This is a genomic window from Enterococcus sp. DIV0170 (assembly GCF_051710765.1).
Classification (GTDB): domain Bacteria; phylum Bacillota; class Bacilli; order Lactobacillales; family Enterococcaceae; genus Enterococcus_A; species Enterococcus_A raffinosus.
Window position 1 is genome coordinate 1,691,360 of the sequence record NZ_JBIOLG010000001.1, and the last position, 22,274, is coordinate 1,713,633.

Here is a 22,274-nt window from a genome sequence, read left to right on the forward strand (position 1 = left end):
AGTATTTTATTGATAGGTTTGATTCAAATACGTCAACAAGTCTTTCGATAAATCCGTGGCAGAAGTTCCTTCCGGTTTGTTTTCCAAAAATTCCACAACGGAATAATTTTGTTTTTCTGCATCGAAAGCATATAAGAAGCTGTTTTCTTGTCCTTTTTCGTCTTGTTTTTGTTTAATCTCAGCGGTCCCAGTCTTAGCCGCTAGTGGAATGTTTAATGCTGCTAAACTATGAGCGGTCCCATTCTCATCGCTTACAACCGCCTGCATATCATTGGTAATCGTTTCTGCTGAGCTGGCTTTGATAACATCTTTGGTGTCCTTCGTTTCTTTGTCTGCGATCAATTTAGGATAAACCATTGTGCCTCTGTTTGGGAATACCGAGTAAGCAGTGATTTGTTGAATTGGATTTAGCAATAACTGCCCTTGTCCATATCCAGTATCTGCCAACAGGATTTCAGAGTCAAAGCTGTCTTTACTGGAGATTTGAGCCTTCTCCATAGCAATTGGTAAATCTAAGTCTTTGCCAAAAACAAATTTGTTCAAGCCAGCGCGAAACGTCTTTTCCCCCATTTTCAACGTTTCCTGTGCCATATAGATATTATCTGAGTAAACGAGGGCTGTTTTCAAATTGACTGGACTTACATCAGACACACGCGTAACTTGATAAGAACCCCAAGAACTATCTTTCTGCCATTTCAAACCGTTAATAGCTAATTCTTCGTTGGGATTCAACGTTCCGGCATCCAGACCAATTGCTGCAGTAATTGTTTTAAAGGTTGAGCCTGGTGCGTAGCCTGTAGCAAAACGACTCATGAATGGTTGATTCTTGTCATTACTGTAAGCGTCATAATCCTCCTGACTAATTCCATTTGTCATCTTATTAGGATCAAAACTTGGGGAACTGGCAGCTACCAGCAAATCTCCTGTCTTTGGAGCCATTACGACACTCGAGCCTGCTTGACCATTTAAACCATTATACGCAATTTGCTGCGCTCTGCTATCAATGGTCAATTTAACGTTCTTACCATCTTTTTTATCAATGCTTTGCAATACTTTTTTTTCATTTCCTTTGCTATCCATAATAGCAAGTGACCCGCCATCTTTTCCACGTAGCTGTTTGTCCAATGCCATTTCTAAGCCACTGCGACCTATCAAACTATCGCTTGCTAAGTCATCGTTCTTTTTCATATCTTCTGCGGTTACTTTTCCGACATAACCAATTAATTGTGCAGCCGCTTCTTTTAGCGGATAAGTCCGTCCTGTTATTTCCTTTACTTCCAAACCATCAGGAGCTTCTTTAGGAGCATCTGCGCTAGTCTTTAACGGCACAAAGAAGTCCTCTTGGACCCAACCTTGTGATAAAGCAGTATTAATATCATCCGCAGTGATATCTAAGCTTTTAGCAATCGCCTCGATTTTAGACGTGCGATCCTCACCCGTACCTAGATTTTTAGGAACGACACCTACCTGATAGACCGTTCCGTTAGTTGCGAGTCCTTGACCATTGCGATCTAAAATCTCACCACGAGTCGCTGGATCAACAGAATAGTTAATCTTGTCTTTTCCTGACATACCAGGAAAAATCAAATTAGGTTTCCAGTTTATTTCTTTACCATCATCGGTTAGTGTCCCCGTATATTTTTGCTTCTTTAGCTGACCGAAGCCAGTGTTCACTGACAACTGATAGGAAAATTGATAACCGGAGCCTTTTTTATCTATTGTTAAATCAGACATTTTTATATTTGATGCATTGATCCCTGTAAAAATTGATTGATACTTCTCAGCAACTGATTTTGTTGAATAGCCGCTTTTTTTTACAGAATCAGCATTCAAATTCTTTGTCATATCTTGATAGTTGCCTTTTTGTAAATCTTTAACAAACGATTGGACCGTTTTCTCCCCTTGTTTTTTTTCTTGATTTGCCTGATAGGCTCTCACTCCAAAAAATCCCGCAATGAGTAAAATGATAACGCCCACAGCAATCATCGGTAATTTACTGCTTTTTTTCATATTCCGTGTACTTCTTTCCATAAGAAGATTCCTCCCTAGCATCTTTCATCCTCTTTCTTTATACTATAAAAAAGGACGTGTGAACTTATGAATCATTGTTACTTATTTATCGGTCCTAGTGGATCCGGAAAAACTAGTTTAGCTGAAAAAGCCTTCGCCCCTGAACAAAAGGTAATCTCTTATACAACGCGCATGCCTCGTAGCGGCGAAGAAGAGGGACGAGATTACTATTTTGTGTCAAAAAAAATATTTAAACAAATGATAGTAAACGATCGATTCGCTGAATACGATGTGTATGATGAACATTTTTACGGTATTGCGAAAGACACGTTGCGTGAAGCATTAGAAGCGGGTGATTGCTATGATCCTATCACTACGACCGGCTTCACCAACTTACATCGGCTCTTTGGTGATCAGATGGTTCCTATCTGGATCAATATCTCAAAGGAAACTATGATCGCACGTCTTGAAAAACGTGCATCTGCTGAAGATTTAGAACGTCGTCTAGCTATTTTCCAAGAAGATCAAAAAAGTTTAGAGCGTTTAAAAAAGTTCCCAAATCTGATTGAGATTGATGGCGAAGCCTCTTTAAATGAAATGCTTTTTCAATTACGTCAAGCGTTGGCGTAATTGAAAGGCTTTGCGCTCACCATGCTCAAAGGGGAAATGTATCATGCCTCGATAGGTAAAACCACTTTTTTCAATCAATCTTAGCATTGGCTGATTCGCAGGATATGTATCTATGCGGATATCGTCATAACCTAGCACTTGAGATTGTTTAATTGCCAAGTTTAATAAGCTTTTCCCTAGACCGATTCCGCGATGCTTTTGACTGATCGCTACATGGTGCAATGAAATATATGGGCCATCTCCTTGCCACGTTCCTTCAATAGCCTCATAAACAGGATCCGTCTCCGCGATCAAAGCAATCGTTCCGACGATCTCCTCTTCTAAAGTTAGCACATAGCTGGCCTTTTTTCGGATATCCTCGCGAATAACAGCTTCATGTGGTTCATGACCATTCTGCCATTGAGGTGAGCCTTGTTCCTTTAAGTATTCCTTCGCCTCATTGATGATAACGCCTATCGCCGGTATATCTGCTAATGTACTTGGACGAAAAACAAATTTCGCTTCCTCTAACTCAGTCGTTCGGGCCTCATCCCCAAATGAGAGAATCGCATCAGCATCTTTTTTTCCAAGAATACCGCCTAAAAGCTCCCCCGTTTGTTTGGCCTGTCTGACAATAAAATCCTCATCTTCATATCCCATTTTTCTTCCATCCTCTCCGCCAATGATCGCCTTGTTCTAAAAAAGCACCAATTAATTCAAAATGATGTGCCAACGACCATTTTTTTATTGTTCCTAAACCTGGGAATTTTTGGGTTTCCCGGTAATGTAACAACTCCTCTAAACCAAGTGTTAACAATAGTTGATCTTGATTTCTCGAATACCAGCTAGCTAGTTTGTCCAATGCTTCGAAAAATTTCCCGCTTTGATCTTGTGCGTTCTCATTAGTATCAGACACAAAATGCTTCACTCTTAAATTAAGATACGCATCAAAATAGGTAATATGTAGTGCAATCGCACGACTTGGACCGCCCTTATCAAAATAACGACTACCTTCGATCGTGTAGTCACTAAAACCTACTGAATCGAACCCAATAAAAAGGTGTTCATCGCTATAGAAATCATCTACTTTTTCGCTATAATTAGCAACATTTTTTTTCGTTTGAAAGGCTTCTCTGAGTAAAATTTTATTTGGTACATCTAAAATTCTAAACCTTCCCTGATCTGGAATAACGGTTAAATCCTTTGATTTTATCATAAATTGATCGTTTTTCCTTGGTGAATGTTCATTGAATAAATAGAGAGTTGCTTCAAACGAATTGTCCTTTGTAACAATTTCAGCTTTTTTAACACTGCTTTCTTTCTTCAATGACCATTCAAAACGCTTTTCTTCAAATAGTCTCGCCGTTCCAACCTGAGGATTCATAATTAAATAACAAATAATATCTTTTTTATCAAACAATTCGATGGTCTTCTTTAAAGTGGCTGAATCACGAACCGGCTCGATAATCGGTCGAATCCTTTTTGACCACCGTTCTTCCTTAATTAAAGTAGTGACCGCTAACAAATCAAACTGTTTTCCTCTTAAATAGGGATAATACATTTAATCACTCCAGTGGCTCAGTTGGCCGTCGCCGCACCTGTCTCTGCTGACGTAAAAATTCATAATCTTGTTCTAGGGCGCGAAGCTCTTCTTCTAAACTATCAATTCGTGCCGTATGCACGTCATCAATAAATCGCTGATAATAATTCTTCTCGTGCAGACTATCCTTATCGTCTAGTCTTCGTTTAAGCTCTTTGTAAAGCTGTTCTGTCGAGAAAAAACTTGTTCCATATGCCATTCGTTTCGCTTTCTGGACCTCTCTAAACAGCGAAGCCATAAAACGTTGCGTTAAAGCAAGTTCCTCTACTAGGAGTTCTCTTCTTAACGGCTTCTTCGCTACAAAAAAAGTGCCATCTGCTGGTAAATCCTCTGTTTCCAAATAAGGTCGGTAAACTAAAACACCAATGTCATTCGGAATATCCTCCTGTACTTTTTTATAAAGCTCATCTGTTAATACGAAATAATTGTAATGACCAATAAAGGAAAGCTTTGCCTTTGAGTAAAAATCAGCTTTCGTTACTTTAAGCTCGTAACAACGCCATTCTGTACTACTCGGTTTGAAGAAACAGGCCAATGTATCAACGATTCCTTGATCTTCTGGCATGGTTACCTCTTCCACAACAATCCCGCCGAGTTCAATGCAATAGTAATATAGTGCTTTTTCAATTTCTTGTGTCAATGTCGTTTTCATAATCTCACCATGGGAACGTATTTTCGTAAACTTTAGCATATCTATGTAAAAAAAAACAGAGGTTGCCCTCTGTTTTAAATAAAATATGAAAGATCACTGGCAGGACTGGGATAGGCGAAGATGTACCTTTCAATTTCTTCATGTGTCATTTTTTTCATTAACACGATCAAAAGATAATTAATAACCTCATCGGCAAGTTGGCTCAAGCAACTTATAGAAACAATTCTGTTGTTCTCATCGTAAACAAACTTAATTTTTGCACCTTGGTCATTGATTCGATGATACGTATACCAGCTTGATAAATCTGTTGTTTCTGAATGATAGTTTTCTGCATGGTCCGCAAGTTCTCTTTCACTCAAACCTATTCGAGCTAATCGCTGATCGCCAAAAACGATGGTTGGGATCAATGGATAGTCGATTGCCTCGGTCTCTCCATTCATTGCTTTCGCCACGTAAGCTGCTTCGAAACCCGCCACAGGTGTAAGCTTCGGTTGGCTTTTTGCGATTACATCCCCACAGGCAAAAATATGCTGCTGTGTCGTACGCAAATGGTCATCAACTTTAATTCCTCTTTTATCGTACGATACACCTGCATTCTTCAGATTTAATCCTTCAACATTTGGATTTCGTCCGGTCGCACCAATGACCATATCTGCGACTAACTCAAAGTTCTCTCCAGTAATTCGATAGTTGGGATGCAGTAACTCAATAGCCTTTGTATTTACATTAAAGTGAAAGTTAATGCCGGCTTGTTTTAAATGTTCAACTAAGTCGTTAACAAGTTCGACATCAAATTCTTTTAAAGGTCGATCATTATGATGGATGATATGAACCTCAGAACCTGCGGCATTTGCGATAGCTGCTAATTCAAAGGCGATATATCCAGCACCAATAAAGACAATTTTTTGAGGCAAGTGGTCTAAAGAAAGAAAATCGGTACTGCTTTGTAAAAATTCCTGTCCTTCAATCGGTAACACCGCTGGTCGTTGTCCTGTCGCAATCAAAAATTGTTCAGCTGTCAACGTTTGATCATCAACAACGATTTGTGTTTTGTTTATAAAGCTCGCTTGTCCTTGGTAACGATCTATTTCTGCAGCATCCAACCCATTCTTGGTATTTTGTGGGACGGTATCCGTATAGCTTTTCTTAAAGGCCATCAAATCCTCCCATACGATTTTCGGTGTTTCTTCAAAGCCGTTTCCGATCATTGTTTCAATCCGTTTTTGTGCCTCTACACCAATCATAAGCATCTTCTTAGGGTCACAGCCACGGTTCGGGCACGTTCCACCCCATAAATCTGATTCAATAATCGCTGTTGTTTTTCCTTGTTCCTTCAAGGCATACGTCGCAGCATTTCCCGCTGGACCACTGCCAATCACGATTGCATCATATTTTTTCATCATTATCCCTCCTGACTTAAAAAGCGGAAAACGTCACTTCGCTCGATGATACCAAGGATTTTTTTATCATGTTTAAGGATAAACGATTCTTCTTCAGCCAATAAATCAAAAACCTCACTTAAGCTTGTATCCAGATCCAAGGTAGTTAGATTAGATGGATTAGTTGCCATTTTTTGATAAAAGCCGCCATTATATAATGTTTCTAATGTTTGCGTATAGACTTCATCCGTCGTTTCGTCAAAAAATTCTTCAACGAAATGATTGGCCGGATGCTTTTGGATTTCTTCAGGTGTATCGCACTGAATCAGCTTTCCTTCGTGCATGACCGCAATACGACTGCCGATCTTCATAGCTTCTTTCATGTTATGTGTGACAAAAATGACAGTATTCCCAAGTTTTTGGTGCAGTGCTAAGACGAGGTCTTGTAGACTCGCACGTGAAATCGGATCAAGAGCGCTGAATGGTTCGTCCATTAGAACGATATCTGGCTCAGAGGCTAAAGCACGAATAATTCCGATTCGTTGCTGCTGCCCACCGGATAATTCACTTGGCATCCGATCCCTGAATAACTCGGGGTCCATATCGACCTCTTTTAATAGCTCATCCACACGATTGTTTCGACGTTCTTTATCCCAACCAAGCATGTCAGGAATTACTTCGATATTCTCTTTGACGCTCATTGTTGGAAAAAGAGCAATTTGCTGCAAAACATAGCCGATTTGCCAGCGTAATTTCTGAATATTATAATCTTTAATTCGCTTTTCCTTAAAATAAAGGTTGCCATCAGTTGGTTCGATTAAACCGTTGATCATTTTTAAAGACGTTGTTTTCCCACTGCCTGAAGGGCCAACTAAAACAAAAATTTCACCTTTTTTTACAGAAAGGTTTAAATCTTTTAAGACAACATTGCCTTCAAATTCCTTACTTACATTTTTAAATTCAATAATTGATTCCATCTATTTCTCCTCCCCAATGATTTTCTCTTTCACTAAGAAGTCATGAGCGACTTTAGCTGGTTGCTCTTTTTTAACATTAACCAAATAATTCATTTCAATCATTTGGTCTTCGGTAATCTTACCAGCTAAACGATTCAGTGCTTTAACAACTTTTGGGTGCTTCTCCGCAAATTCTTTTTTCATTAAAGGTGCCCCTTGATAAGGAGGGAAAAGATGCTGATCGTCTTCCAAAGTCATCAAATCATACTGCTTAATCTCACTATCCGTAGAGTAGGCATCAATCACATCAACGTCGCCTGTGTTAATTGCTTGGTATCGTAATGCTGGCTCCATGCTCTGGACAGAGCTTAGCTTTACTCCATATTTGTCTTGAATTCCACGATAACCATCTTGACGATCAATAAATTCTAAAGTAAATCCAGCTTTTAATTGATCTTGTTGTGCCTGAAGTTGAGAAATTTTTGTGATCCCGCGTTTCTCGGCTTCGCTTTTCTTCATTGCCAAAGCATAGGTATTTTCATAATCCATTGGTTTTAACAAGCGCATATCAAATTGCGAATCTAATAATTTATTGGCTTCAGTATAAGTTTTCTCTGGTGTCAGATTATCTGGAGTATTTTTAGGAACCTCTACTAGACTCTCTAAAACTGTCCCAGTAAATTCAGGATAAATGTCAATTTGATCACTTTTCACGGCACTGAATAAGAAACTTGTTTTCCCGAAGTTTGGTTTCAATTCCACATTAATGGAAGAGTCTTCATCTTTGATAACTTCCTTGTACATGTTAATCAAAATATCCGGTTCTGAGCCTAGTTTCCCCGCAATCGTTACTGTTTCAGTTCCAATAGGATTATTCTGAGCAAAGAAAATCCCCCCGATACTCAAACAGATTACTCCTAAAGCAATTAGAGTTACTTTTCCGCTGCGATTTTGTAAAAAGCGAATCAGTGTGCTGAAGATAATAGCAAGCAAAGCGGAACTAATCGCACCGATCAAGGTTAGGTTCGGATCATTTCGATCAATCCCTAGTAGGATAAAAGTTCCCAGTCCTCCAGCACCAATCAGCGCAGCTAATGTCGCGGTACCAATAATCAAGACAAGAGCTGTGCGTACACCGGAAATAATTACAGGCATTGCCATTGGCAACTCCACGCGAACCAATTTACGCATCCGAGACATTCCAAAGGCGTCTGCTGCTTCTTCAATGGATGGGTCAATTTCCGAGAGCCCAATATAAGTATTTTGAAAAATGGGAAGCAGGGCGTAAACTACTAGGGCGATTAAAGCCGGCACCGTCCCGATACCCACGAAAGGAATTAGTAGCCCCAACAGAGCGAGAGATGGAATCGTCTGTAAAATACTAGTTATCTGCAAAACGACTTCCGCTAATTTTTTTCGTTGACTCAATAGTATTGCTAATGGAATGGCGATCACTATGGCAATTAATAAAGCACTCAAGGAAATTGCTAAATGTTCAAAGATTGCCGATAAAAGATCGTCTTTTCTTTCACTAAAAGTATTAATTAATTCATTCATAAAATATCCTTTCAAAATTATGACCTGTTCTCAGTATAACTTAATCAAAAAGGGAGACAAAAAGATTGGCTTGGACAAAAGTAGTATAATGAGCAATGACTTACAGTAAAGAAAGCGGGAGAAAAATGAAATCCAATGATGAATTAAAAAAAATCCAAAGAAAAACACAAGAGAAAAACTATTCTTACTTGAATTCTTATCATTATAATTGGTTTAAAGCTATTGAACTGAACTTGTTAAGCGGTGATGGCTTTACTAACTATTTCTTACGAATCAAACAAAATGAGCCGATAGTTTTTGAAAAACTACAGGGAAGCGTATTAGACGCAACAGTGGTCGCCTTTCAAAAAGGACTATCTGAAATAGATAGCTTTGTCTTAATTACGGCGGCTTGGGCCAATGGCTTCGTCCCTGAAAAATCCGAATCAGCGATGCAAGATTTGGACCGTTTCCTAACAAACTATACTATCCAAAAAGAACCACTAATCGGGATTAATCAAATGAATGCAGATTTTAATCAGGTATTAATGCAGCATTTTCCTAAAGTTCGTCGTCAAGATTTGCGATTGATTTATCGGCTGCTTCTATTGAAAAGTGTCCCTTCAAACCGTGTTACCAAAGAATTAGAAACCTTAAATGAACCTACCAAAAAAAGAACCATAGAAATGCTGACGCTTTTCCGATCATTCTAATAAAAAAGAAACGACTGTGAGAATGTCGTTTCTTTTTTTATTACTTATCGTGGGTGACCACTACATGCCATTGCTTTAACTCGTAGCGGTAAAGATCGTCTTGGAATACTGGATCAGCATCAGAGATTGATTTGGCTTCTGCTAGACTTTCTGCTTCAAAAATCACCATCGCTCCATCAATTTCCTCGGTTGACATATCCCCGAATACTCCCGCTGTTAAGTAGCGCTCTTTTGATAATCCCTTCAAATACTGTGCCGACTCCATGGCGACCTGCTCGCTAACCTCCTTTTCCCCGTTTTTGTAATCGATCCGAACAAACAACATACTACCTTCTTTCATATTATTAACTCCCTTTCTATAACAAATAGTTATTCTCTTTATTCGCAATGTGCAAACGATGTAACTCATAAGTAGCATAGCCAGCAATAACTAGCGGCTCTTGCTTACAAATTTCTTCAGCTTCTTCATAGCTTTTTGCTTTAAGTAAAAACATTCCTGCCATACCAGGAAACCCTTTAAATGCACCAGCAAGTTCAATGTGCCCCTCAGTATCTAATTTACGGATGTTCTCAACATGTGCAACCACCCCTGCTTTGTTTAATTTACGATATTCCTTCGTCTTCTTAATCATCATGACGTATAACCATTCTTCCATTTTCTTCCTCCTAATCATATTTTTCGGCGATTTTCATTGCACGTTTTTTCAATTCCTGCTGGGCTTCTTTCGGTTCTAGAACTTCCATGTGAGAGCCATAAGAAAGCAGACGGTGGTATGTCCATTCATTCAATGGGTACTGGACGTTCACTAAAAAATTTCCATCTGCACACCGCTTAACCTGATGTTCGTGAAACTCATCAAATAGACGATGCGCCATTTCGGGAGAAAATTTTAACTTGAATAATGTAAATGCCATATTATTGGCAGATTCATCTAATGAATAAGTCTCGGGCATCACTCGGTCGAAGGTTTCAGTCAAAACTCGTATTCTTTTCATACGAGACAAGCGAAAAACTCTAATTGCTTGATTCGTACGACAAAATCCAACCACATACCACGCATGAGATTTAAAAACCAATCGGAATGGTTCAACTCTTCTTTTAGATTGTTGCAATTCAGAGTTGAAATATTCAAAAGCCAAAATATATTTCATAGTGATTGCACGTCGTAATTCCGAAATCGTGATTTTTTCATCGTCGCTACTCCCCCAATAACTAAGATCAATCTCTAACCAATCTTCTGATAACGGCCGGTCAAATAATGCTCCGATTTTGTTCAGGGCCTCCTTGGCATCTGGATAATTCGATGCTTGAAGAATCTGTAGCCCTTGATACACTTGAACCTGTTCTTCCGCAGTTAAAAAGGACTTATTTAAGGCATATCCGTCCATCAGTGAAATACCTCCGCCCGTTCCCTTTTTTGAAATAACAGGAATACCTGATAACGTCAACGTATTCATGTCCCGATAAATTGTTCGTGTCGAAACCTCAAAATAATCAGCTAACTCCCGTGCAGTCACCTGTTTGTGGCTGACAATGTAAAAAATCATCCTTACCAACCGTTCGATCTGCATAAATTTCCTTCCTTTCGAACACACTATAGCAATGGTAATGTGACAACAAGCTGTCCTATTAGATAAAGAAAAAAACAGAGAGAAAACATTTGTATGCTCTATCTCTGTTTTATGTCATTCTTGTAATTTCGCTTTCAATCAGTGCAAGAGACAGCCTTAGTGCCTTTACGCGCTCTTTTGATAAAGTGATTTGCGCCTTCATATTTCGTCCAGCCGCTTGTTTTTCCTCTAGTGAAATAATTGCTTGTTCGATTTTGTGCAACGTTGAAGCTAAGGACTTCTTTGCTGCTAGGTAATCTTCTAATTGATAGTTTTCCATGCGACCCACTCCTTTAGAACAAGTATATCAAAAAAGCTCTTTCAAAATTGAATGAACTTTACATTATTGAGTAATAATTACAAATTTTACTTATCATATAGTGTCTCAACTGTGCTGTGCTTATGGAGAATGATTTCCTAAACAAGCAAAAAGCACAGGAAATAGAGACCTATGCTTTTGACAAATAATTAAAAGAATGTTGTTACAAGAGCGATAATAGCTAATCCGCCTTGTGTTAAGATAATTTTTTTGTCACTTGTTAAACTACCATACAAAGCAACAAATATGATATAGATTAGGAATATTCGACTAATTTCAATCGGAGCATTAGAAAAAAACAGGCCATATAGCAAACCAAGTCCAAGTAGTCCATTGTAGATTCCTTGATTCTTAAATAAGGTATTTAAGGATTCTTCCTTCAATTTTTCTTTTGTCAGATTAAAAACTCTGCTAGTTGTATTTGACGTGGTAGCAAAGGTTTCTAAATACATAATATAGAAAAATTCTAATGCAACGAAAAGAATAAATATTTTTGAAATGATGGACAATGTTAGTCCTCCTTTTCTGTTACAGTTAATTCTGTTTTCTTTTCAGCGTACTCAGGCATGTTACCGAATAGTTTTATTAATAGCGGATTTTGGTTATGCTGTTCAACCGCTTCTTGATTTTGCCAATTCTCAATCATGACAAATTGGTTTTTCTTTTCAATTGACTCATATAGATCATATTTTAAGCAGCCTTCTTCTAACCGTGCAGAAGTTATTAAAGGGAAAATATCCGCTAAAAAGTCAGCTCTTTTATCATCATTAATGTAGAAAGTTGCTTGGATAATCTTCATTATTTAACCTCATTACTTATTTAAATTCTGTAATTTTTTCAGCAGGCAATCGAACAGACGTATATCCAGCTTCTTTCGCCTTACCGATAGACAAGATCATGACTGGTGTATATCGGTCTTTATTGAGCCCAAATGATTCAGCTAACTGGTCAGCTTCAAAGCCGCCGATTGGATTGGTTTCATACCCATGTGAACGTGCAATTAGCATAAACTGCATAGCAGCTAGACTGGAATCAATTTTTACTACATCATTCATTTGTTCTTTAGTGAAGCTCTTATAATAAGGAATAATCGCCGATAACTGTTGATCTCTTACTTCCACAGGCATCTTACCCTCTTCCACAGCCTGATCATAAATTTCTTCACCTAATTCGTAACACAACATATCCCCAAAAATCAGTATCATGGCTGATGAGGTATCATTTTGTTTAGTATTAAAACGAATCAATGGTTTCAATTTCTCTTTTTGCTCATCACTTTCAACTACCACAAAACGCCAAGGTTGCATGTTCACTGAAGAGGGTGCTGTAGTTGCTTCTTGAATCATTTCTAGCATCTCTTCGTGAGATATTTTAACCGTTTCGTCGTATACACGAACGGATTTTCTCCCAAATGTAATTTCAGAAAAATCATTATTTACTAGTTCTTTAGACATCGTTACTTCCTCTTTCAATTCACTAATTTTTTTAATAATTCAAGCAATGTTTGAGTTTCCCCTTCATCTAGGGGCAATATAACTCTTTTTTTTGAATGAGTATAATCTTGCTCACACGTTTCCAATGCTTTTGATGCTTCATCGGTAATCTTTACAAAAACTTCTCGATTATTGTCTTTATTTCTTTCGCGAATGACATATTTTTTCTCTTCTAAAATCTTTAAATGCCTAGTGACCGCAGCACTATCTATTTTCAACTCGTTTTGCAATACCGTTTGAGAACACTGACCATTTTCTTTTAAAAACATCATTAATTCATAACGAGTAATACTAAAACCAGTTTCTTTTTCGAATTTACTGGTTGTCTCTTGATTCGCAAGTTTCAGCTGGTAGAATAACTTACTAATTTCTCTTAGGTTCATTTAAAACTCCTTCCATTAATTGACTAATCAACTGTTGACTGATCAACTATACTTCATTAAGGATAATTTAGGAAGCAATTTGCCTGTAAAATTCCTTTTAAATAAAAACGAATACCTTACTATCCTTTAAATCTATTAGAAACTATAGAAATCCCTTCTTATCAGTTTACTTAATTATTCTAATATCGTTTTATATTGCACATTATCTTTTTGCGTAACGTTTAAGCTATAAAAAATGCAAAAACGCCTTTATCAACATTATTGAAAAAGTTGATAAAGGCGTTTTTATTTTAATACGTATACTGTAAGTTCATCTTAACAGAAGTTCATTAACGCAAGTTCTTATCTAATACCTAAAGCAATCCGTGCATACCGACTCATCTTGTCAGTTGTCCATGCGGGATACCAATTTTTGACTTGCTTAGCGCTCCGCACTAAGACACTCACTTCTAAAAATGGCGTTCAATTATCAGCAGAAAGGTTGATTTATCAATATTTCAGTCAGTTATTTACTTCTCTTTTTTAGCAGTATAACTTAAGATATTTGCTTCAGCAATAGCCAATCTTAGGCTTGGATAACTGACTAATTGAGTCAAAAAACACTCATTTTATCTGTAGTCCAGTCAAAAATAGGCATGATTTTTATCAAAAATTATTTGGGTATTTCTGTCAATTATTTTAAAATATCTATAACAAAAAATAATTATTTCACTTCTGTTGAATGGGAGTACAATAAATTAGGAAGCTTCGTTATTAGTTATCCAAATGGGTGCATCTTTTTGTAAAATGATTTCGAATAATTATTTGCATAGTATTTGGCTATATTATCATGGTCAGGATAAATAAATTTTTGGTTGATACCAATTTTATCTAACTGAGATAAGATTTCTTCTTTTTTAGAAGAAGGTATTTTAAATGAAAAAGAAGGAGTCACTTTTTGGTTGACTATTGTCTTCGCCCATTCCTCACTTAACTGATAAATAAACTCTCCACCTTGGTTTCTCATTCTATCAAATACTATTGATGGTTTATGCAAAAGTAGTTTTAAATCTGGGAAAAATCTATTTTCTCCCTTTCCGATTAAGTCAATTGAAGTATTTATGCAAAATACATGTCTTAGATAAATTTGCTCATCTATACTCTTGTTGGCTATACTGTCTCTTAGATATTTATTTGCTTCGCTGAAATTTTCACTTTCAAAAAAGTTCAAAATATCTTTATCAACAATTCCCTTAATTGAAGAATCTCCTTGCCTTTTTAGAGTTTGGTATTCCGTATATGCCTCAAACAATAACATTGTTTCTTCACTTTCTCGAAAGAGATTATAAATGAATTCATTTGCCTCTTCCTTCAATTCTTTCTGAATATCATCAGAATCAACTTCATTAAACCATCGAAAACGGATATATTGTTTATTAGGGTCCTTGGAGATTAATTTTCCAATCAAATCATGGTAAAGGTTATCATAGAATTTATTTGTATTGATCGCATCAGCATTGTAGCCATTATTGTCGAATAGATAAATATATCCATCATCATCAAAATCTTTTTCACAAGCAAAGTACAATGCCACTGCTGGGTTAGAGGTAATATCTAATAATTCTGTTGGTAAACCGTGGTGCTGAGCATAGGAAATAAAGTTCTCTGTCTCCTTTTCAGTCAAGGTATGACCGATTTCTCGATAATAATCTCTTCTGAGCCAAAGCAGGTCATCAAATGTCTTACCATTTTTATATATCCAGCGGTATCCACTTGCCATATTTCTAGTGTCAAAAGATTCTCCATTTTCACCTAAAATAGTATTGCTATAGTCCTTTGGTTCTCCCCTAAAATAAAAATTTCCCGAAAACTTTTCATCTTCAAATTTTGAAATAAAAGCTTGCAATGAGTCAATTTCAAAAATTTGTTCTTTTTTCTCTTTCATCTATCAAAAACTCCTAACTAAAACTATACAACTTTGATTCTACTTGAAATAAAAAAAGAGTAAAGAATCTTTATGCTGGGCTCCCCGTCAAGTGGACAATGAAATAGAATAAAATTATTTGAATTGCTGTCTATCAATCTCGATAGACAGTTTTTATCTTTTTAATGTGTTTAACCTTGACTTCGCTTGGTTGGTCCCCCTCTTAAATAAGCGAAGGGCATTTTTTCGCTTATCTAAGAGGGAGAAGTATTACGCTGCCATCAATAATTCCTGATGAACCTGCATCGGTGTCTTACTCTTTAAACATCGTTGGTACCGACCATTATTGTAGTAAGTCATGTATTTCTCAATCATTTCAACCAAACTTTCTCTGCTCGTAAATTTGCGACGATAATATTTTTCTCGCTTAAGTATTCCCCAGAACCCTTACATCGGTCCATTATCAATGCAACGGGCAACCCGAGACATGCTTTGTTTCATTTTTGCTTTCTTTAGTTTTGTACAGAATCCCTTACACGTATATTGAAATCCACGATCACTGTGAAACAGCGGCTGTGCGGTAGGTTCGGCGGCGACTGCTTGATCGAATGTATCAAAGACAAGTTGATTATCATTTTTATCACTGATTACGAAAGAGACAATTCGACGATCTGCTAAATCAAGAATCGCGCTTAGATAGACTTTCTTTACTTCCATTCCCTGATAGTATTTAAATTCACTCACATCCGTTAACCATTTTTGATTTGGTTGATCTGCATAAAATTTTCGATTCAAATAGTTTTTCGCAATATGATACGGATTCTTAGACGCTTTCGTAATACTGTTGCCTGAATGTTTGATCGTAGATTGGATTTGAAGTTTGCGACAAATTCTAAGAATCCGTTTATCATTGACCTGAAAACCGTAATCATTCACGAGATCCTCACAGATTCTGCGATAGCCTTTATCATTGTCTGTCTCGTAAATATAACGAACCAGATCAGACAACTGTTCATTAAATACCACTTCAGGCAACTTAGGACTTTCTAACCAGCGATAGTAAGCCGATCTTGTGACATGAAGAAGGGAACACATTGTGCGAATTGGGTAACCTTTTGCTTCGTTCAACTCTTTGATTGCTTGGTATTCAAAGGAATAACGCACTAATTCAAATCCCGCCTCCTCTCTAACTCGCTGACTTTTTTAACAGATTATTTTCCATTTCAAGCAATTTGATACGCCGTTCTTGCTGGTTCGCTACCTGCCCGATGTCCACGCCGATCTTCTAACCCTTTTTCTCCCATCTCATCGTACTTCAATACCCAGTTACGAACTTGTTGGTAGGAGACTTGATAATGAATGGCTGTCTTTCCATAGTCTCGACCATTGACAATACAGTAATGGACAATTTCGATTCGTTCCTTAACTGTTATTTTTCTCGATTGACTCATTCTACTTCCACCGCTTTCTGATCTGAAGTTTCTATGAGTATTATATATCTTTAGCCAGTTTTCTAATTGTGTTTTGTTGCGAAGTCCATATTTCTTAGCGATGCTTTGCAACCCACAATGTTTTCCAGATAGATAATCTTTGACTGCGTTTAGCTTCAACTCAACTGAATAAGATCTATTTTTTGAAGTAGTCAATAAACCGGTTGGTCCTTCGTTATCATAAATAGCTATCCATCTTATCATCGTGCTGATAGCTACTTGTGCTTCTTTCGCTAGGCTATTTATGCTGGCCTCATTTCTTTTATATCTTTCTACAAAAAGCAATCGTTCTTCGGGTGTTAACTTCATTTTTCTTCTGGACATACAAAACTCCCCCTATATAGGTCACTTTATATTTCAGTGTCCTATATAGGGGGAGCATATCATTAGGAGAAAATGTTCTTTTCTTCCAAATATAAAACTAAAAAATTTAGATAAGCACCATTTTAAATATAGTATAATGATTCTTAAATAAGACTAGTCTAGGAGTAACTATGAAAAAAGTAGCATCAATAACAGCTAATTTGTTAGAGGTAGCAATTAAAATAAAAAAGAAATTTGTTAAAACTTTTGACCATTCTATTTATAGAACTTTCTACATACAATCTTTAGAAGAACAATTGGCATCCAAGTATTTAGTAATAAGGCTATTTGTCTATTTAATCACAGTAAACAGTCTTCTATTTTGTGGAGGCTTCTTCATGTATTTTTATCTATTCAATGGCACCATAAGCGAATATGTCATTGACTTTGCTCTCTTAATTATAAGTTTTGGCTTTAATTTAGCTACAATAAATTCTTTGAAAAAAATTGTTGATTTTCAAAATAGAAAACATCAAATTTCAGTTGTTAGCCGTCTAACAGAATGCCTACTAGTCTTTTTTGTTATTGCTAGTATTGTTAGCGTTTCTTATCCTGATGGGAAAACTACCCTACAACATTATTCAGAAGGAGTTACCGTATCTAGAAAATATTTTTTAGAACCTTTTAACGACTCTTCATACCCAAAATATTCAAATAAAAAATATTACTCTAAAAAAGAAGTTGTGACAATTTCTTCTAAAGATGTTGAAAAAATTACTAAACAAAAAAATAGCAAATTAAAAAAAGTAGAACGAGAGATTGCGAAAATTGAAAAATCTTTAAAAACACTGAAGGTAACTCCCTCTAAGAATAAAGCTAAAATATCTGAGTTTGAAAAAAAGAAAAAGGAACAGTTGAATACTAAAGAAGAGCTTAATTCTGATGTACTAATTTCCACTACTACAAATTATATTTTACCTTCTACAAGTGTAATGCAATTTCTTGCACTATTAATATTAACTCCAATTCGACTTCTATTTCCTTTGTTAAACGAATAAAAAACAGCAAATATAGTTTCTGCTCTAAATATGAAAATTTGTATTTGGTATTTTCAATTATTGTGGGTTTGAAACATAAATTGTACTTGTCTTTTTCAAGATTTTGCTAGGATTAACTGGTTTAGCAAGTGCAATTAATACTCTTGCATCGTCACCCCAGCACGTTTGCAAATATAAAGGTGCTGATTCTATCGCACTAGAAGCTGACTTGTTCCCTCTTGCTGAAAATTTGTATTCCATTCCTCGTGGCGTATTAGGATACAAATACCTGTCAGCATACATCAAAAATTTATCATAAACTCTTTATTCGTAGGTGGTTCCATTGACGTGTTTTATTAATCTGGAATTTGGTTTTATCTTCGCAAGATTTTCACCTCTTGCACTATGTATAAACAGTCGACTTTGGTCTAAACCCATATACCACCAGCCTCTTTCATCATTGCGTTTAGGATAAATATGTACTGTGTTTACTGGTTTAAAAGTATTTGGTGTAGTTTTCTTCACTACTTTTTTAGTTTTTACAATTTTTGACTTTACAGTGATGGTTCTTCGCTTAGTTGTTGTGTTTCCACTTCTATCTTTTACAACATACTTTAGGTAATATTTACCTGCTTTTTTAGTGTTAACATATCTTCTTTTCCCGACTTTGTACCATTTCGCCTTATTTGCTATGTATACACTGTATCCACGTCTGCCATCAACATTATCTCTTGCAGAAATCCCCTTGATAATGCTGAATTTTGAGCCAAAATTTATTGTTGTGTTAGATATTCCATAAAATTTTGGAGCGGTTCTATCTTTAATATAGATTTTTCTATGTATATTTTTTACCTTATTTCCGCTTCTTAATTCGTATCTTAACAATTGATACTGCCCTTTTTTCGTAACCTTGTTGGTTTTTATGTAATTTGTGGAACCTACCTTTTTGCCTTTGTAATATACTGAAAATCCTCTTTGATTATTATTTTCATCATAACCTTTAATCCCTTTTACCGTACTAAAACTACTTTTTGCTTCTATAGTAGTATCTCTTATTCCTTCAAATCTTAATCCATTTTCGGCTGCACTCGCCTTGCTTGCTCCGAAAATTCCTACTACCGCCAACATTATCCCCATTTTTACTGCTAATTTTCTTCTATTCATTTTAGTCACGCTCCATCTTTTAGTTTTTTTATTATCATCTTCTTTCTTTAGTTTTTTGCTGATTCCTTCTGTGCTGGGTATATCCCTAGTTGTTTTAATAGTTTTAAATTTAACTCATAGTCTTTAATCCAGATAGGTACTCTTGTTCTAGTAATAGTAAGAGTGTTTACATTTTCTCGAATCTTTTCATAAGGTACCATGTATCCATTTGTACCAATTTTTCCATTCTTTTCTTCATAAAATGCTAACAGATAGTAGTCAGTTGTTTTTCCTTTCCCTCGCTCAATTTTTCTTCTTTTTACAATATTGAATTGCAATTCAATCCTTTCCAAATATCCACCGTCTTTGCTCCTTCTAGTATTTCCAGCCGAAAATTTTACGTCTACTCTTTTGGCTTTTCCTGATTTATCAAATATTTTAATATCATAGCCTTCGTGACATTTGCCCATTAGTTCAGTATTTAATCCTTTGTTTCTAAAATAGAAATAACTCAAAATCTCCATCTTCTACCACTTTTTCAACTCATTCCAATCCTTATTCTAATACTCTCTTGCAATTCTTTCTCTTTCAAACATTCTCCTTTTACCTCTAGTTTTTTGTTGTTTTTATTATCCCTTTCCGATTTTTTAAATAACTTACGTTACCTTTGTATTCATAATTATACACATTGTATAATTATGAGTCAAAAAAATATCAACATTTTTAAAAGCCCGCATTAAATAAGGATTTATGAGTTATTGAATTGAAAAAAGCTTGATAATAAAGGGGAATTATTTATTGAGTTTTCTTGATGAAATATAACAAAATGTTTGTATTGAAGAAGAAAAAAGCTTGATAAATCTGAGGAAATTTTGTGGGGGTAAGACTTAAGACTGATTTTTTATAAAGGTATTTTTTAGTTTTTGAAGAAGAAGAGAAGAAGAAAAAATTGGGGGAGAAAAACATGAAAAAACCACCAACCCAATGAAAGGTGGTGGCTAGGATAATTATAAACTCTAAAAACTAAAAATTTGAAAGAGTTGACTAAAAATGGAAACTTCAAAACAAGCGCAGTAATGAAAATTTATGATTGTAAAGTTTTCTTTACATTTTTTAGTTTATCATCAGTGGATTTTTGAGTCAAATTTTCTGGTGATTCTGAAAAAGAGTAGCCAAAAAGCTACTCTTAATTAATTTCTTCAATTTTTAGCTGGTCTTTTGCCATTCTCGTGACTTTAAATCGCTTGTCCAAATATGAATATCTTAGAACTTTAAAATATTTAGAATGCAAAAAGTAGTAAAAGTTGAATTTCCTGATAAAATCCCAGCCCTCACATAATTCGTATTCATCCCCTTCGAAACTGATGTAAAATTGTAAGTCCGTGTCGTACTTTTCTGCTAAAATTTTGAACTCTGTGATTAATTCCTTTACCGTTTTCATAATCAATTAGCCCCTTTTTCCTCTGATTGATGGGCCCAATATAACTTCAGAGAAAAGTTTTATCAAGCTTGATTTTTCAACTTATAATTCAAACTTTACTTTTACCTCATACTTTACTGCCTTTATTTCATATTTTGATTCATCATTGAGGAAGTTTTTCATCGAATAAATTTTAGGTACTGTATTACTCAAATCAACAATATAAATCCAATAATTCGATAATAATTTTCCTTTTTCAAGCTCTCCGCTCGACATGAAAAACTTTGCTTTTTTACTAGAATCTAAAGTTGTTGTTTTAACCTCGATTTGTCTTTCTTCTCTATTTTCCCCTGACTCAAAACTTAATATGTCATACCCAGTTTTATCACTGTTTAAAGAAACTTGTTTAATTAATTGACTTAAGTCGTGCCTACCTGCTTCTCTGAGACGTTTTCTTTCGTATTCTAATACAATTTGCTCTCCTCTATTTCCAACATAGTAATCTCTAACAGCCTTTTCTAAATAATCCTGTGCTCCATCATTTAGATTATCTTGTTTAGTTTTTTTCTTACTACTATCATTAATACTTCTTTGAACTTCTTTTAGATTTTTTTCTTCATATTCAACTTTATAGCTATTCATTTGTAATTTATATAGTTCATCTACAAGTGTAATAAACCCTTTATCACTTTGATTAGAAATATTTCCAAATAGAAAATACAGATATTTCATAAATTTGTAGTTTGCCCAGTTTTTTAAAATTCTGTGCTGATTTTTTTCTTTAAGCAATATTTGTTGTTGATACACAACTGCATGAGGAGGATTTTCTAGATTCAATTTTTCATGAAAATGGTCTAAATGTGAAGGGGTAAATATATTCAAGTATCTATCAGGATTATACATATATGCCACTTTATATTTGATTGTATTTGCAGAAATCCCTGAACTATTAACTTTATTATCATCGCCATTCATAGAAGCTTCAATCAATCCACAGTAGCATCTTTTTAATAAATCAAACGCCTTTTCAAGTGTTTCTCCGTAAGTTTTAGTGTGAAAGAACCCCCTTTTCCCCTCTCGACAATAAATGCCGTATTTTCTAGTATCACCTTGACCACTTATTGATCCAACAATCTCCGTTTCATATTCCAATCGATAAGTGAAAGAATGTTTTGCATTTTTATTCTGTGATAGAAGACCTGTATATTCTTTCATTGTTAAATTTATTATTTTTTCTTTTGGAAAATCTTTTACGAAATTCTTTCTTAGTTCTTCTACTTTTTCATAGTCTGTAGAAGCAATCTCTTTGGCTCTTCTAATTATCGAGTTCTTTAGTGTATAATTGGATTCCATCATTTTTAGTAAGTAATAATCTTCTACTTCTCCTTTTTCAAATACTGATATCCACTCGTCATACAATTCTAATCCCATTTCCCATTCAGCTCCTTCATTTTCCTTTTCCTTTTAATGAAAGCATACCAAAATTACAAGTGTTATCAACATAAAAAAGAGAAGGTTGCTAAATAGCTTCCTTCTCATGTAGTTGATTGTCTATAAAATTAGTTTCAGTAGATTCATCTTGCAGGAAAAGTAGCTGGTGGTCAATATATTTTTGAATCAAGATAATAGCAACTTCATCAAAATTTTCAACTAAATGTTTGACATCTTCTAATGTCTCAAATGGCTTCATCATGTTTAATCCACCTTCTTTTCTTGA

Annotated in this window: 26 protein-coding genes and 1 pseudogene; 3 read left to right on the forward strand and 24 right to left on the reverse strand. The window is 35.6% G+C overall.

Annotated features, from left to right (window positions below; genetic code table 11):
• Positions 1–6: 6 nt before the first annotated feature.
• On the reverse strand, positions 7–2,031 hold the full coding sequence (pbp4, locus tag IGI50_RS08195) for a penicillin-binding protein PBP4(5) (protein ID WP_438776686.1): 2,025 nt from the start codon (positions 2,029–2,031) through the stop codon (positions 7–9).
• 66 nt (positions 2,032–2,097) lie between these two features.
• Here pbp4 and IGI50_RS08200 point away from each other — a divergent pair, with 66 nt between their 5' ends.
• Positions 2,098–2,640 (forward strand): guanylate kinase, encoded by a 543-nt coding sequence (locus IGI50_RS08200; protein WP_438776687.1) that lies wholly within the window; start codon positions 2,098–2,100, stop codon positions 2,638–2,640.
• Here IGI50_RS08200 and IGI50_RS08205 read toward each other — a convergent pair.
• The 6 genes from IGI50_RS08205 to IGI50_RS08230 all read right to left on the reverse strand — a co-directional run bounded on the left by IGI50_RS08205 (position 2,620) and on the right by IGI50_RS08230 (position 8,763).
• Positions 2,620–3,279, reverse strand: a complete 660-nt coding sequence (locus IGI50_RS08205; protein WP_438776688.1) for a GNAT family N-acetyltransferase — start codon at positions 3,277–3,279, stop codon at positions 2,620–2,622. The genes IGI50_RS08200 and IGI50_RS08205 overlap by 21 nt on opposite strands.
• Complete coding sequence (locus IGI50_RS08210; RefSeq protein ID WP_438776689.1) at positions 3,269–4,180, reverse strand: sce7725 family protein; 912 nt, start codon at positions 4,178–4,180, stop codon at positions 3,269–3,271. The genes IGI50_RS08205 and IGI50_RS08210 overlap by 11 nt, the downstream gene beginning before the upstream one ends.
• A gap of 4 nt (positions 4,181–4,184) precedes the next feature.
• The gene (locus IGI50_RS08215; protein WP_438776690.1) at positions 4,185–4,871 is read right to left on the reverse strand and encodes a hypothetical protein; all 687 of its coding nucleotides are present in this window, start codon (positions 4,869–4,871) and stop codon (positions 4,185–4,187) included.
• A 74-nt stretch (positions 4,872–4,945) separates the two neighbouring features.
• Positions 4,946–6,271 (reverse strand): dihydrolipoyl dehydrogenase family protein, encoded by a 1,326-nt coding sequence (locus IGI50_RS08220; protein ID WP_438776691.1) that lies wholly within the window; start codon positions 6,269–6,271, stop codon positions 4,946–4,948.
• Positions 6,272–6,273: 2 nt separating this feature from the next.
• Positions 6,274–7,227: an ABC transporter ATP-binding protein gene (locus IGI50_RS08225; RefSeq protein WP_438776692.1), complete on the reverse strand. Its 954-nt coding sequence runs from the start codon at positions 7,225–7,227 to the stop codon at positions 6,274–6,276.
• Complete coding sequence (locus IGI50_RS08230) at positions 7,228–8,763, reverse strand: ABC transporter permease/substrate-binding protein (RefSeq protein ID WP_218255560.1); 1,536 nt, start codon at positions 8,761–8,763, stop codon at positions 7,228–7,230.
• Positions 8,764–8,888: 125 nt separating this feature from the next.
• On the opposite strand from IGI50_RS08230, the gene IGI50_RS08235 reads away from it, so the two are divergent.
• A complete protein-coding gene (locus IGI50_RS08235; protein ID WP_438776693.1) occupies positions 8,889–9,455 on the forward strand; it encodes a hypothetical protein in 567 nt (188 codons plus the stop codon).
• 40 nt (positions 9,456–9,495) lie between these two features.
• On the opposite strand, the gene IGI50_RS08240 is transcribed toward IGI50_RS08235, so the two are convergent.
• The 13 genes and pseudogenes from IGI50_RS08240 to IGI50_RS08300 form a co-directional block, all read right to left on the reverse strand.
• Positions 9,496–9,795 (reverse strand): YciI family protein, encoded by a 300-nt coding sequence (locus IGI50_RS08240; RefSeq protein WP_438776694.1) that lies wholly within the window; start codon positions 9,793–9,795, stop codon positions 9,496–9,498.
• A 16-nt stretch (positions 9,796–9,811) separates the two neighbouring features.
• Positions 9,812–10,111, reverse strand: a complete 300-nt coding sequence (locus IGI50_RS08245) for a YciI family protein (protein ID WP_438776695.1) — start codon at positions 10,109–10,111, stop codon at positions 9,812–9,814.
• 10 nt (positions 10,112–10,121) lie between these two features.
• Entirely contained in the window at positions 10,122–11,027 is a 906-nt protein-coding gene (locus IGI50_RS08250) for a helix-turn-helix transcriptional regulator (RefSeq protein WP_438776696.1), read from the reverse strand.
• A gap of 109 nt (positions 11,028–11,136) precedes the next feature.
• On the reverse strand, positions 11,137–11,346 hold the full coding sequence (locus IGI50_RS08255; protein ID WP_438776697.1) for a hypothetical protein: 210 nt from the start codon (positions 11,344–11,346) through the stop codon (positions 11,137–11,139).
• A 188-nt stretch (positions 11,347–11,534) separates the two neighbouring features.
• Positions 11,535–11,894 (reverse strand): DUF1304 domain-containing protein, encoded by a 360-nt coding sequence (locus IGI50_RS08260; protein ID WP_010744883.1) that lies wholly within the window; start codon positions 11,892–11,894, stop codon positions 11,535–11,537.
• Positions 11,895–11,896: 2 nt separating this feature from the next.
• Positions 11,897–12,184 (reverse strand): putative quinol monooxygenase, encoded by a 288-nt coding sequence (locus IGI50_RS08265; protein WP_438776698.1) that lies wholly within the window; start codon positions 12,182–12,184, stop codon positions 11,897–11,899.
• Between the two features lie 16 nt (positions 12,185–12,200).
• Positions 12,201–12,839 (reverse strand): nitroreductase family protein, encoded by a 639-nt coding sequence (locus tag IGI50_RS08270; protein ID WP_218255569.1) that lies wholly within the window; start codon positions 12,837–12,839, stop codon positions 12,201–12,203.
• Positions 12,840–12,853: 14 nt separating this feature from the next.
• Positions 12,854–13,261, reverse strand: a complete 408-nt coding sequence (locus IGI50_RS08275; protein WP_218255571.1) for a MarR family winged helix-turn-helix transcriptional regulator — start codon at positions 13,259–13,261, stop codon at positions 12,854–12,856.
• Positions 13,262–13,603: 342 nt separating this feature from the next.
• Positions 13,604–13,669, reverse strand: a pseudogene (locus IGI50_RS08280) (metal-sulfur cluster assembly factor); the annotation flags it as partial.
• A 349-nt stretch (positions 13,670–14,018) separates the two neighbouring features.
• Complete coding sequence (locus IGI50_RS08285; RefSeq protein ID WP_438776699.1) at positions 14,019–15,185, reverse strand: FRG domain-containing protein; 1,167 nt, start codon at positions 15,183–15,185, stop codon at positions 14,019–14,021.
• A 249-nt stretch (positions 15,186–15,434) separates the two neighbouring features.
• Positions 15,435–15,599, reverse strand: coding sequence for an IS3 family transposase (locus IGI50_RS08290; protein ID WP_438777581.1), 165 nt, complete (start codon positions 15,597–15,599; stop codon positions 15,435–15,437).
• 12 nt (positions 15,600–15,611) lie between these two features.
• Positions 15,612–16,328 (reverse strand): IS3 family transposase, encoded by a 717-nt coding sequence (locus IGI50_RS08295; RefSeq protein ID WP_438776700.1) that lies wholly within the window; start codon positions 16,326–16,328, stop codon positions 15,612–15,614.
• A 59-nt stretch (positions 16,329–16,387) separates the two neighbouring features.
• The gene (locus IGI50_RS08300; RefSeq protein ID WP_438776701.1) at positions 16,388–16,978 is read right to left on the reverse strand and encodes a helix-turn-helix domain-containing protein; all 591 of its coding nucleotides are present in this window, start codon (positions 16,976–16,978) and stop codon (positions 16,388–16,390) included.
• A 170-nt stretch (positions 16,979–17,148) separates the two neighbouring features.
• Here IGI50_RS08300 and IGI50_RS08305 point away from each other — a divergent pair, with 170 nt between their 5' ends.
• Entirely contained in the window at positions 17,149–18,015 is an 867-nt protein-coding gene (locus IGI50_RS08305; protein ID WP_438776702.1) for a hypothetical protein, read from the forward strand.
• A gap of 303 nt (positions 18,016–18,318) precedes the next feature.
• On the opposite strand, the gene IGI50_RS08310 is transcribed toward IGI50_RS08305, so the two are convergent.
• From IGI50_RS08310 to IGI50_RS08325, 4 genes are all read right to left on the reverse strand, one after another.
• Positions 18,319–19,158, reverse strand: a complete 840-nt coding sequence (locus tag IGI50_RS08310; RefSeq protein WP_438776703.1) for an immunoglobulin-like domain-containing protein — start codon at positions 19,156–19,158, stop codon at positions 18,319–18,321.
• A 47-nt stretch (positions 19,159–19,205) separates the two neighbouring features.
• Positions 19,206–19,661 carry a hypothetical protein gene (locus IGI50_RS08315; protein ID WP_438776704.1) on the reverse strand — a complete coding sequence of 152 codons (456 nt, stop codon included), beginning with the start codon at positions 19,659–19,661 and terminating at the stop codon, positions 19,206–19,208.
• A gap of 998 nt (positions 19,662–20,659) precedes the next feature.
• Entirely contained in the window at positions 20,660–21,988 is a 1,329-nt protein-coding gene (locus IGI50_RS08320) for a DUF3883 domain-containing protein (protein ID WP_438776705.1), read from the reverse strand.
• An 88-nt stretch (positions 21,989–22,076) separates the two neighbouring features.
• Positions 22,077–22,250: a hypothetical protein gene (locus IGI50_RS08325; RefSeq protein WP_438776706.1), complete on the reverse strand. Its 174-nt coding sequence runs from the start codon at positions 22,248–22,250 to the stop codon at positions 22,077–22,079.
• Positions 22,251–22,274: the final 24 nt, after the last annotated feature.

Coding starts and splice junctions, on each gene's coding strand:
- IGI50_RS08205 (WP_438776688.1), bottom strand. CDS start 3,279: ATGGGATATGAAGATGAGGATTTTATTGTCAGACAGGCCAAACAAACG.
- IGI50_RS08220 (WP_438776691.1), bottom strand. CDS start 6,271: ATGAAAAAATATGATGCAATCGTGATTGGCAGTGGTCCAGCGGGAAAT.
- IGI50_RS08325 (WP_438776706.1), bottom strand. CDS start 22,250: ATGATGAAGCCATTTGAGACATTAGAAGATGTCAAACATTTAGTTGAA.
- IGI50_RS08245 (WP_438776695.1), bottom strand. CDS start 10,111: ATGGAAGAATGGTTATACGTCATGATGATTAAGAAGACGAAGGAATAT.
- IGI50_RS08225 (WP_438776692.1), bottom strand. CDS start 7,227: ATGGAATCAATTATTGAATTTAAAAATGTAAGTAAGGAATTTGAAGGC.
- IGI50_RS08215 (WP_438776690.1), bottom strand. CDS start 4,871: ATGAAAACGACATTGACACAAGAAATTGAAAAAGCACTATATTACTAT.
- IGI50_RS08230 (WP_218255560.1), bottom strand. CDS start 8,763: ATGAATGAATTAATTAATACTTTTAGTGAAAGAAAAGACGATCTTTTA.
- IGI50_RS08270 (WP_218255569.1), bottom strand. CDS start 12,839: ATGTCTAAAGAACTAGTAAATAATGATTTTTCTGAAATTACATTTGGG.
- IGI50_RS08275 (WP_218255571.1), bottom strand. CDS start 13,261: ATGAACCTAAGAGAAATTAGTAAGTTATTCTACCAGCTGAAACTTGCG.
- IGI50_RS08300 (WP_438776701.1), bottom strand. CDS start 16,978: ATGTCCAGAAGAAAAATGAAGTTAACACCCGAAGAACGATTGCTTTTT.
- IGI50_RS08315 (WP_438776704.1), bottom strand. CDS start 19,661: ATGGAGATTTTGAGTTATTTCTATTTTAGAAACAAAGGATTAAATACT.
- IGI50_RS08210 (WP_438776689.1), bottom strand. CDS start 4,180: ATGTATTATCCCTATTTAAGAGGAAAACAGTTTGATTTGTTAGCGGTC.
- IGI50_RS08240 (WP_438776694.1), bottom strand. CDS start 9,795: ATGAAAGAAGGTAGTATGTTGTTTGTTCGGATCGATTACAAAAACGGG.
- pbp4 (WP_438776686.1), bottom strand. CDS start 2,031: ATGGAAAGAAGTACACGGAATATGAAAAAAAGCAGTAAATTACCGATG.
- IGI50_RS08255 (WP_438776697.1), bottom strand. CDS start 11,346: ATGGAAAACTATCAATTAGAAGATTACCTAGCAGCAAAGAAGTCCTTA.
- IGI50_RS08320 (WP_438776705.1), bottom strand. CDS start 21,988: ATGGGATTAGAATTGTATGACGAGTGGATATCAGTATTTGAAAAAGGA.
- IGI50_RS08305 (WP_438776702.1), top strand. CDS start 17,149: ATGAAAAAAGTAGCATCAATAACAGCTAATTTGTTAGAGGTAGCAATT.
- IGI50_RS08310 (WP_438776703.1), bottom strand. CDS start 19,158: ATGAATAGAAGAAAATTAGCAGTAAAAATGGGGATAATGTTGGCGGTA.
- IGI50_RS08285 (WP_438776699.1), bottom strand. CDS start 15,185: ATGAAAGAGAAAAAAGAACAAATTTTTGAAATTGACTCATTGCAAGCT.
- IGI50_RS08250 (WP_438776696.1), bottom strand. CDS start 11,027: ATGCAGATCGAACGGTTGGTAAGGATGATTTTTTACATTGTCAGCCAC.
- IGI50_RS08265 (WP_438776698.1), bottom strand. CDS start 12,184: ATGAAGATTATCCAAGCAACTTTCTACATTAATGATGATAAAAGAGCT.
- IGI50_RS08235 (WP_438776693.1), top strand. CDS start 8,889: ATGAAATCCAATGATGAATTAAAAAAAATCCAAAGAAAAACACAAGAG.
- IGI50_RS08200 (WP_438776687.1), top strand. CDS start 2,098: ATGAATCATTGTTACTTATTTATCGGTCCTAGTGGATCCGGAAAAACT.